Here is an 8,337-nt window from a genome sequence, read left to right on the forward strand (position 1 = left end):
GGCAGGCCCGGCGCCTCGCCGGGGTGGTGCACGGCGGGCCGCTCCGCGCCGGGCACCCGCACCCGTACGGGGGGCGGGACCACGGCCGGGGTCCCGGGCCGGGCCACGGGCGGCGGGGGCATCGGCGGCCGGGCGGCGGGCGGCCTGGCGGGCCCCCCTGCGGGGACGCACACGTCGACCCTGGCCCCGCTGCCGTGCCCGTCACCGGCGACCGCCACATGGCCGTGCAGCGGGCAGAGCGCGGCCACCATGCCCGCCCCGGCGTAGTACTGCCAAGCCGTCACCGCGGTCCTCCGATTCGGCAGCCGATATGAGGGTTACGGCTGAAGAAACGATCAAGGCCCCGGTTCGACACGCGCCGGACGGGTCAAGATCCTTGTCCGAAGGGTGACTTCGGACCGCCCGGATGACGGGTCCGGCCCGCACGCGCACTGCCCGCGGGGGCGCCTCGGGCGGCCGGCCGCGCGGTCCGGCGGGGCGGCCTCCGGGACCGGGGTGACCTGAGGGTTCTCGGCTCTGGGCGCGGCCATGTGACGGCCCGTCGGGGGCCTGGGCGCTTCGCCTAGGCTGGCCGTATGCCCGGACCCCCCGCCGCCCCGCCCGCCGAACCGCCCGTGGGGCCTCCCGCCGGGCCGCCCGTCGAAGCGCCCGTGGCCGTCTGGCGGTCGATGCGCCGGCCGGTGCGGTTCCTGGGGTCCTGGTGGCCCTGGCGGTGCTGGGCGTACCTCGGCAGCGGGTTCGCGCTCGGGTACGGGGTGCTGCTCGCGCTGGCGCTGCTCCTCGGGCTCGGGGTGCTGCTGGCCGTCGCCGGGATCGGGCTGGTGCTGCTGGTCGGCGCCGTGGCCGGGGCGGTGCCGCTCGGGGAGCTGGAGCGGCGGCGGCTGCGGTGGGTCGAGCCGGAGCCCGTCGCGGATCCGCACACCTCGCTGGCCGGGGCCGGGGCGGCTGCCTGGCTGCGGACCCGGCTGCGGGAGCGGGCCACCTGGCGGGAGTTGGGGTACGCCGTGCTGTTCGGGCTGGTCTTCGGCGCGGCCGGGTTCGGGGTGCTGGGCCTGCTGGCCCTCTCCCTGATGCTGGTGGCGGCGCCGGTGATCGTGTGGGCTCTCGCCCCCGAGCCGGTGATGCTGATACCCGGCGAGGCGGTCGCGGGCCCCCTGGAGGCCCTCGGCGGGACCGCGGTGGGGCTGGCCGGGACGGTGCTCGCCGCGTACGCGGCCGCACTGATCGCCGGGGCGCAGGTCAAGACGGCCCGGCTGCTGCTCGGACCGCGCGAGGAGGACGACCGGGTGCTGGAGCTGACCCGGTCACGGGTCCGGCTGGTGGAGGCCTTCGAGGCGGAACGGCGGCGCATCGAGCGGGACCTGCACGACGGGGCCCAGCAACAGCTGGTCGCCCTCAGCATGACGCTGGGCCTCGCCGAGCGGGAGCTGCGCAAGGCCGCGGAGGCCGCCGCCGCGGCACCGGACCCGGGCGCGGGCGCCCCCGCGCAGGGCCTGTCCGGTGTCGACGGCGTCGACAGCGCCGCCGTGCTCGTGCGCCGGGCGCGGGGCGAGGCACGGCTGGCCCTGGCCCAGCTGCGGGACCTCGTGCGGGGCATGCACCCGCAAGTGCTGACCGACCACGGGCTGGCGGCGGCCGTCGCCGAGGTGGCGCTGCGCCACCCCGTGCCGGTCACGGTGGACCTGGACGTGCCCCGGCTGCCCGAACCCGTGGAGGTCACCGCGTACTTCACCGTCACCGAGGCCCTCGCCAACGCCGCCAAGCACAGCGGTGCCTCGCGGGTCGGGGTCGCCGGTAGGGTCGAGGGCGGCCGGCTCACCCTCACCATCACCGACGACGGCCGCGGCGGGGCCGATCCCGGCGCGGGAGCGGGCCTGGCGGGACTCGCGGACAGGGTGGCGATGTTGCGGGGGAGGCTGACGGTGTCCAGTCCGGTCGGCGGGCCGACACGGCTGCGGGTGGAGGTGCCGTGCTCCGGGTGATCCTGGCCGAGGACTCGGTCCTGCTGCGGGCGGGCCTGACGGAGCTGCTGTCCCTCGGCGGCCACCGGGTCCTGGCCGCCGTCGGCGACGCCCCCGCCCTGCTGCGGGCCGTGGCGGACGAGCGGCCCGACGTGGTCGTCACGGACGTGCGGATGCCGCCCGGGCTGCGTGACGAGGGACTGCGGGCCGCGCTGGAACTGCGCTCCCGGGACCCCGCGCTGCCGGTCCTGGTGCTGTCGCAGTACGTGGCCACCGCCTACGCGACGCAGCTGTTCACCGGCGGTTCGGCGGCCGGGCTGGGCTACCTGCTCAAGGACCGGGTCGGCGAGGTCGAGGAGTTCCTCGACGCCCTGCGCCGGGTCCACGAGGGCCAGACGGTCATCGACCCCGAGGTGGTCCGCGTCCTGCTGGCCCCGCGGCCGGTCGACGACCCGCTGGCGCGCCTGACCCCGCGCGAGCGCGAGGTGCTCGCCCTGATGGCGGAGGGGCTCAACAACCAGGCCCTGGCGGCACGGCTGTTCGTCACCGAGGCCTCCGTCGTGAAGCACGCGGGGAGCATCTTCGCGAAACTGGAACTGGACCCCACGGAGGGCAACCGCCGCGTGCTGGCCGTCCTGGCCCACCTGCGCGGCGCGGCGGGCGCGGCGGGCGCATAGTGATGAGGCTGTGACCTGGGGGCATTCAGATCGGGGGGAGCGCTCACTAGGGTCTGGGGGTGCCGAAGAACGATGAGATACCCACAGGCCCGGGCGGACCGGACGAGGACAAGTGGAACGTGGTCCTCGATGAGGCGTTCGTCCGGGGCGCCTCGATCCACGAACCCGCCGCCCCGGGGCGCACGCGGGTGTTGCCGATCGTCCTCGGGCTGTGCCTGCTGATGGGGGCCCTGGCCCTCGTCACGCTGAAGATGACGGACCCGTCCGACGAGGGGCGCGCCACCGCCTCCGCCAAGCCGAGGCAGACGGCTTCCGCCCCCGGGGCCGCCGCCCCGGGCGCCCCCTCCGCCCCCGCCTCCGGTGACTCCGCCGCCGCCGGCCGGCCGATGGTCCCGCTGGCCGACGTCTTCCCCGCCGAGGTCCCGGACGGGACCGGGGGCAGGTTCACCCGGGTGGGTGCGAAGGTGCTGGGCTCCTGCACCGAGCCCGATTCGGTCGGCCCCCGGCTCGCCGCCATGATCGCCGAGGGCAAGGGCTGCGTCGGCGAGCAGGTCGCCCTCTACAAGGACGCGCAGAACAACCAGTTCAACATCGCCGTGTTCACCATGAAGGACCCCAAGGACACCCTGAGGGTGGTGACGGAGCTGTCGATGGCCTTCGACGACTACCAGGTGGGCGTGCAGGCCCCGCCGGCCGGATCGGGGCTGGCGACCCTGGGGCCGGAGACCGGGCTGGTGCAGTCCTTCACGGGCGTCGGCCGCGTCATGGTGGTCGGGCTCGGGCAGTGGTCCGACGGCCGGACCGCCGACTTCCAGAAGCTGGTCGACCGGCTGGGGCCGTTGCAGGGCGCGGTCGGCCAGAAGGTGAACCGGTACGAGGGCGCCGGCGCGCCCTGACCCCCGCCCGTCAGCGGACCGTCGCCCGGCGCGGCCCCCGCGCCCGGGACCGGGCCACCACCCGCGAGGGGACGGGGGCGGCCGAGCGGGCCCAGACCGCCAGCAGCACCGGCAGCGCCAGGTAGCCGAAGCGTCCCGCCGGGGCCAGCAGGAAGGCCAGGGTGAGCCCCAGCGCGAGGCGGTCCGCCGCGGCCACCACCGTGCGCGGCGGGCGCACCCGCAGCGAGAGGGCCACGCCCAGTCCGCCCAGCACCAGCAGGGTCACCGTCAGGTGCCAGCCCCAGGGCCCGAGTCCGGCCAGCAGGTGCCCCGGAAGCGGGCTGCTCGCCGGGGTCGGCACCTCGGCCCGGCCCGTCGGGAAGGCGAACACCTGCCGCCACAGCTCCCCCGGCTGGAGCAGGGCGCCCGGCAGCACCAGGGCGGCGGCGGACAGCCCGGCCACCACCGCGCAGCGGACCGCCGCCCCGGCGCCCCGGCGGGCTCCGAGGAGGGCCGCCGCCACCGCCACCGCGGGCAGCGCGGTCCACTTGAGGGCGCACGCCACGCCCAGGGCCGCCCCGGAGAGGCCCGGGCGGCCGGAGCCGGCCGCGGCGAGGGCGAGGCAGCACAGGCCCGCCAGCGGCAGGTCCACCCCGCTCACCGCCAGCGGAAGGGCCACCACCGGCGAAGCCACCAGCAGCGGGAGCAGCGGCGAGGGGGCCGCGCCGAGGAGGCGGCGGCCGGCCCGCATGCCGCCGAACAGGACGGCCGCGCACCAGATGCGGGCGTCGCCCAGCAGCCGCACCGCCCATCCCCCTCCCCCGCCGGAGCCGCCGTCGAGCAGGGCGCGGGGGATGCCGAGGAGGGACGCGGCCGGGAGGTAGGGGGTGTACTCCTCGACCCCGGCCGGCCGGTCCACGTACATCCTTCCGGAGTCGAGCAGGAGCCGCCCGGACCGTTCGATCACGCCGACCTCGGACTGGCCCTGCCCGGTCAGGACCAGGTACAGGAGGGGCACGGCGACGGCGCCCAGCAGGGCCGCGCCGAGCGCCTCCCGGCGCCGGCCGAGGGCGGTGGCCGCGGCGGCGGCGAGGTATCCGGCGGCCGCGCACCAGCCCCACGCGCGGTGCGGGGCGAGGGTGGAGAACAGCGGGAAGGACAGGGCCCACGCGGCGGCGAGCAGCCAGCCGGCGGTCCACCGGGCGGTGGGGGAAGGGATCATGACCCCATTCCAGCCGCGTGGACCCTGCCCGGTCTGCACGTCCAGGCGGAGCTTTCACGGTGGGGTTTTCCCTACCGTGGCCGGATGGGCCCGGGTACGCCGAAGGGCGCGGCCCCGGCGGGGTCGCGCCCTTCGTCAGGCTGCGTTCAACGGGGGCCTCAGGCCTCCGGGGAGCCGCCGAAGCGCTCGCGGTAGGACTCCAGGTCCTCCTCGGAGATCCGTGCGAAGAGGACCGGCGGCACGGTGAACGGGGTCCCGGCCGGAACCGCGTCCAGGGCCTTGGCCTGCTCCGGGGTCACCCACGTCGCGGTGTCGGCGGCCAGCTCGAAGGAGGAGCGCATGACGCGCGCCGAGGCCGGGATGAACGGCTCGGAGACCACCGAGTAGAGGTGGATGAGGTTCATCGCGGTGCGCAGGGTGAGGGCCGCGCCGTCCAGGTCGGTCTTGACCTCCAGCCAGGGGGCCTTCTCGTCCAGGTAGGCGTTGCCCGCCGACCACAGGGCGCGCAGCGCGGCGGCGGCCTTGCGGTACTGGAGGGTCTCCATGTGGCCCTCGTACTCGGCCAGCAGCTCGGCGATCTGCTCGCCGAGCTTGGCCTCCGCCTCGCCCGCGGCGCGGCCGGCCGGTACCTCGTCGCCGAACTTCTTGCGGGAGAAGGTGAGCACCCGGTTGACGAAGTTGCCGAGGGTGCCGCCGAGGTCCTTGTTGACCGTGGCGGCGAAGTGCTCCCAGGTGAACGACGAGTCGTCGGACTCCGGGGCGTTGGCGATCAGGAAGTAGCGCCAGAAGTCGGCCGGGAGGATCTCCAGCGCCTGGTCGGTGAAGACGCCGCGCTTCTGGGAGGTGGAGAACTTGCCGCCGTAGTACGTCAGCCAGTTGAAGGCCTTGACGTAGTCGACCATCTTCCAGGGCTCGCGGGTGCCGAGCTCGGTGGCCGGGAACATCACCGTGTGGAACGGGACGTTGTCCTTGGCCATGAACTGGGTGTAGCGGACGTCCTCGGCCTCGAACCACCAGGACTTGTAGTCGCGGTTGGCCGGGTCGCCGTCGGCCCACTCCTTGGTGGAGGCGATGTACTCGATCGGCGCGTCGAACCAGACGTAGAAGACCTTGCCCTCGGCGGCCAGCTCGGGCCAGGTGTCGGCCGGGACCGGGACGCCCCAGTCGAGGTCGCGGGTGATGGCGCGGTCGTGCAGGCCCTCGGTCAGCCACTTGCGGGCGATGGAGGACGCCAGCTGCGGCCACTCCTCCTCGTGCCGCGCGACCCAGGCCTCCACCTCGTGCTGGAGCTTGGACTGCAGCAGGAAGAGGTGCTTGGTCTCGCGGACTTCGAGCTCGGTGGAGCCGGAGATCGCCGAGCGGGGCTCGATCAGGTCCGTGGGGTCGAGGACGCGGGTGCAGTTCTCGCACTGGTCGCCGCGGGCCTTGTCGTAGCCGCAGTGCGGGCAGGTGCCCTCGACGTAGCGGTCGGGCAGGAAGCGGCCGTCGGCGGGCGAGTACACCTGCCGGATCGCGCGCTCCTCGATGAAGCCGTTCGCCTGGAGCTGCCGCGCGAAGTGCTGGGTGATCTCGGCGTTCTGCGCGGAGGAGCTGCGGCCGAAGTAGTCGAAGGACAGCTCGAAGCCGTCGTAGACCGCCTTCTGGGCGTCGTGGGCCTGCGCGCAGAACGCGGCGACGGAGATCCCGGCTTCCTTGGCGGCGAGTTCGGCGGGGGTGCCGTGCTCGTCGGTGGCGCAGATGTACAGGACGTCGTGGCCGCGCTGGCGGAGGTACCGGGAGTACACATCCGCCGGAAGCATCGACCCGACCATGTTGCCCAGGTGCTTGATCCCGTTGATGTACGGAAGCGCGCTGGTGATCAGGTGTCGAGCCATCCTCGGATGCTCCATTTCAGTTCATTTCTACGGGTCCATGCGGGGGCGGCCCGCCGCGGGCGTGCCGTGGGTGCCGTGCCGCATACGCATGGTGAGGCGGTTCATCGTATCGAACCGCGGGCCCGGACCCCGACCGGTATCCGGAGGGCGGACGCCCGCCCCGCCTCCGGGACCAGCCTGTGCGTCGGCATATGCGTACGTGCCGACGGGCCCTCCGCCTGATCGAGATCGTTCACGAACCGGTCACCGCCCGACGTAATCCCTTCAGCTTCCTCATCCGCGCCCCCCGAGTGCGCCCGTACTGCTCTCATGGACCGGCACCCAGGGGATGAGGTGGGGAACGGTGAACGATGGCGGACCGGAGGAGTCCGGCGGGGCCGTGGGACTGCCCAGCCGGCGGCGGCAGCCCACGCCCATGAGTCAGTGGGATCCGACCGCGCGCCTGTCGTACTGGGCCTTCCACACCAACCGGCGGCCCGCGTACATGCGTTTCGCGTACCTCCAGCTCGGCTCCGACGCCGACGCCGAGGACGCGGTGGACGCCACCTTCGACTCGATCATGCACGAATGGCTGCGCATGCTGCACATGGACCGTCTCGACGCCTACGCCTGGACCATGCTCAAGCAGCGCATCGTGGACTGGCAGCAGCGCCGCGACCCCCGGCTGCGCCGGCCGGATCCGATGGACATCAGCGCCTTCGAGGCGGCGCTGAAGGAGGCCCACGCCGACCAGTACGAGGTGCTGACCGACACCATCCGCTTCTACCAGGCGGTCTCCCGCCTCGCCGAGCGGCAGCGGGACGCCGTGATGCTGCGCTACGGGCTCCAGTGCAGCCCGGGCGAGGCCGCCGCCGTGATGGGCGTCGACGAGGCCACCGTCCGCTCGCAGCTCGGCCAGGCCCACCGGCGCCTCGCACGGCTGCTCGACACCGCCGCCGAGTCATGAGCCCCGCCGAGCGGCCCGGGGCCGCGGACGAGGGCCCCGGCCCGGCCCCCCGTTCCCTGTCCGAGTTCCTGGCCCGGGCGGGGGTGCGCGACCGCTACCCGCACTACGACCTCGGCGCCGCCGAGGCCCGCCTGCTGCGCGCCCCCCGTGCCTCGGGCGCCCCGGTCCCCGCGGCCGGGCGCGGCCGCCGGCGGCCCTTCGGCTGGAGCGACCCGGCCCGGGACCGCCCGCTCGACTCGGAGCGGGCCCGCCGGGACCTGAAGGCCGTCTGCCTTGGCGTGGTCTGCGATCCGCACGCCGGGCGCGACCTCGGCCGCTTCGTCGACGACGGCCACGCCGACCTGCCGGGGGCGGTGGTCTTCGGCTGTCTGCTGCACCTGGCGGGGCTGCGCGAGGGCGCCCGCTTCTGGTGGCAGTTCGCGGCCGGATCCGGGATCGCGCGCACCGCCCCGGCCGCGTACTGCCTCTTCCTGGACCACTCCCGGCGCGGCGAGCACCACGACGCCCGCCACTGGGCCCGCGAGCTGGGCCGCCGGGGCTTCCGTCCCGGTGGCCGCAGGGAGCTGCGCGAGGTACGGCTGTGCACCCAGGCGGCCGTCCTGCGTTACGTGGAACAGTGCGAGGACCCCGATCTGGGCCCGGTGCCGCTGCCCGGGCCGGAGCTGCCCCGGGTGCTGGCCGCCTTCCTGCCGCCGCCCCCGCCCCCCGAGCCCCGGCCGCGCCCCGCCGCGGGCCCGCTGCGCCACCCCGCGCTGACCTCGGCCGCGCGGGGGACGGTGGTC

General features: G+C 75.1%; 7 protein-coding genes and 1 pseudogene. 5 read left to right on the plus strand and 3 right to left on the minus strand.

Annotation, left to right across the window (positions count from 1 at the left end; all coding sequences use genetic code 11):
- A pseudogene (locus AB0F18_RS37285) lies at window positions 1-284 on the minus strand (hypothetical protein); the annotation flags it as partial.
- 384 nt (window positions 285-668) lie between these two features.
- Between AB0F18_RS37285 and AB0F18_RS37290 the strand changes: the two are divergent.
- Genes AB0F18_RS37290 through AB0F18_RS37300 form a run of 3 tightly spaced genes read left to right on the plus strand, consistent with a single transcriptional unit; the run spans window position 669 to window position 3,534 of the window.
- Window positions 669-1,982, plus strand: coding sequence for a sensor domain-containing protein (locus AB0F18_RS37290; RefSeq protein ID WP_362069409.1), 1,314 nt, complete (start codon window positions 669-671; stop codon window positions 1,980-1,982).
- Window positions 1,970-2,638, plus strand: coding sequence for a response regulator transcription factor (locus AB0F18_RS37295; protein WP_362069391.1), 669 nt, complete (start codon window positions 1,970-1,972; stop codon window positions 2,636-2,638). The genes AB0F18_RS37290 and AB0F18_RS37295 overlap by 13 nt, the downstream gene beginning before the upstream one ends.
- 59 nt (window positions 2,639-2,697) lie before the next feature.
- Window positions 2,698-3,534: a hypothetical protein gene (locus tag AB0F18_RS37300; RefSeq protein ID WP_362069394.1), complete on the plus strand. Its 837-nt coding sequence runs from the start codon at window positions 2,698-2,700 to the stop codon at window positions 3,532-3,534.
- A 10-nt stretch (window positions 3,535-3,544) separates the two neighbouring features.
- Here the strand turns inward: AB0F18_RS37300 and AB0F18_RS37305 are convergent, their stop codons facing one another.
- Together AB0F18_RS37305 and metG are read right to left on the minus strand one after the other, a co-directional pair.
- Complete coding sequence (locus AB0F18_RS37305; RefSeq protein WP_362069397.1) at window positions 3,545-4,735, minus strand: glycosyltransferase 87 family protein; 1,191 nt, start codon at window positions 4,733-4,735, stop codon at window positions 3,545-3,547.
- 158 nt (window positions 4,736-4,893) lie between these two features.
- Window positions 4,894-6,609: a methionine--tRNA ligase gene (gene metG, locus AB0F18_RS37310; protein WP_362069400.1), complete on the minus strand. Its 1,716-nt coding sequence runs from the start codon at window positions 6,607-6,609 to the stop codon at window positions 4,894-4,896.
- A 415-nt stretch (window positions 6,610-7,024) separates the two neighbouring features.
- On the opposite strand from metG, the gene AB0F18_RS37315 reads away from it, so the two are divergent.
- Together AB0F18_RS37315 and AB0F18_RS37320 are read left to right on the plus strand one after the other, a co-directional pair.
- On the plus strand, window positions 7,025-7,555 hold the full coding sequence (locus tag AB0F18_RS37315; protein WP_362069403.1) for a sigma-70 family RNA polymerase sigma factor: 531 nt from the start codon (window positions 7,025-7,027) through the stop codon (window positions 7,553-7,555).
- Window positions 7,552-8,337: hypothetical protein (locus AB0F18_RS37320; protein ID WP_362069406.1), on the plus strand; the 786-nt coding region annotated here is incomplete at its 3' end. The genes AB0F18_RS37315 and AB0F18_RS37320, both read left to right, overlap by 4 nt.

This window comes from Streptomyces sp. NPDC029216, assembly GCF_040648015.1.
In the GTDB taxonomy this organism is placed as follows: domain Bacteria; phylum Actinomycetota; class Actinomycetes; order Streptomycetales; family Streptomycetaceae; genus Streptomyces.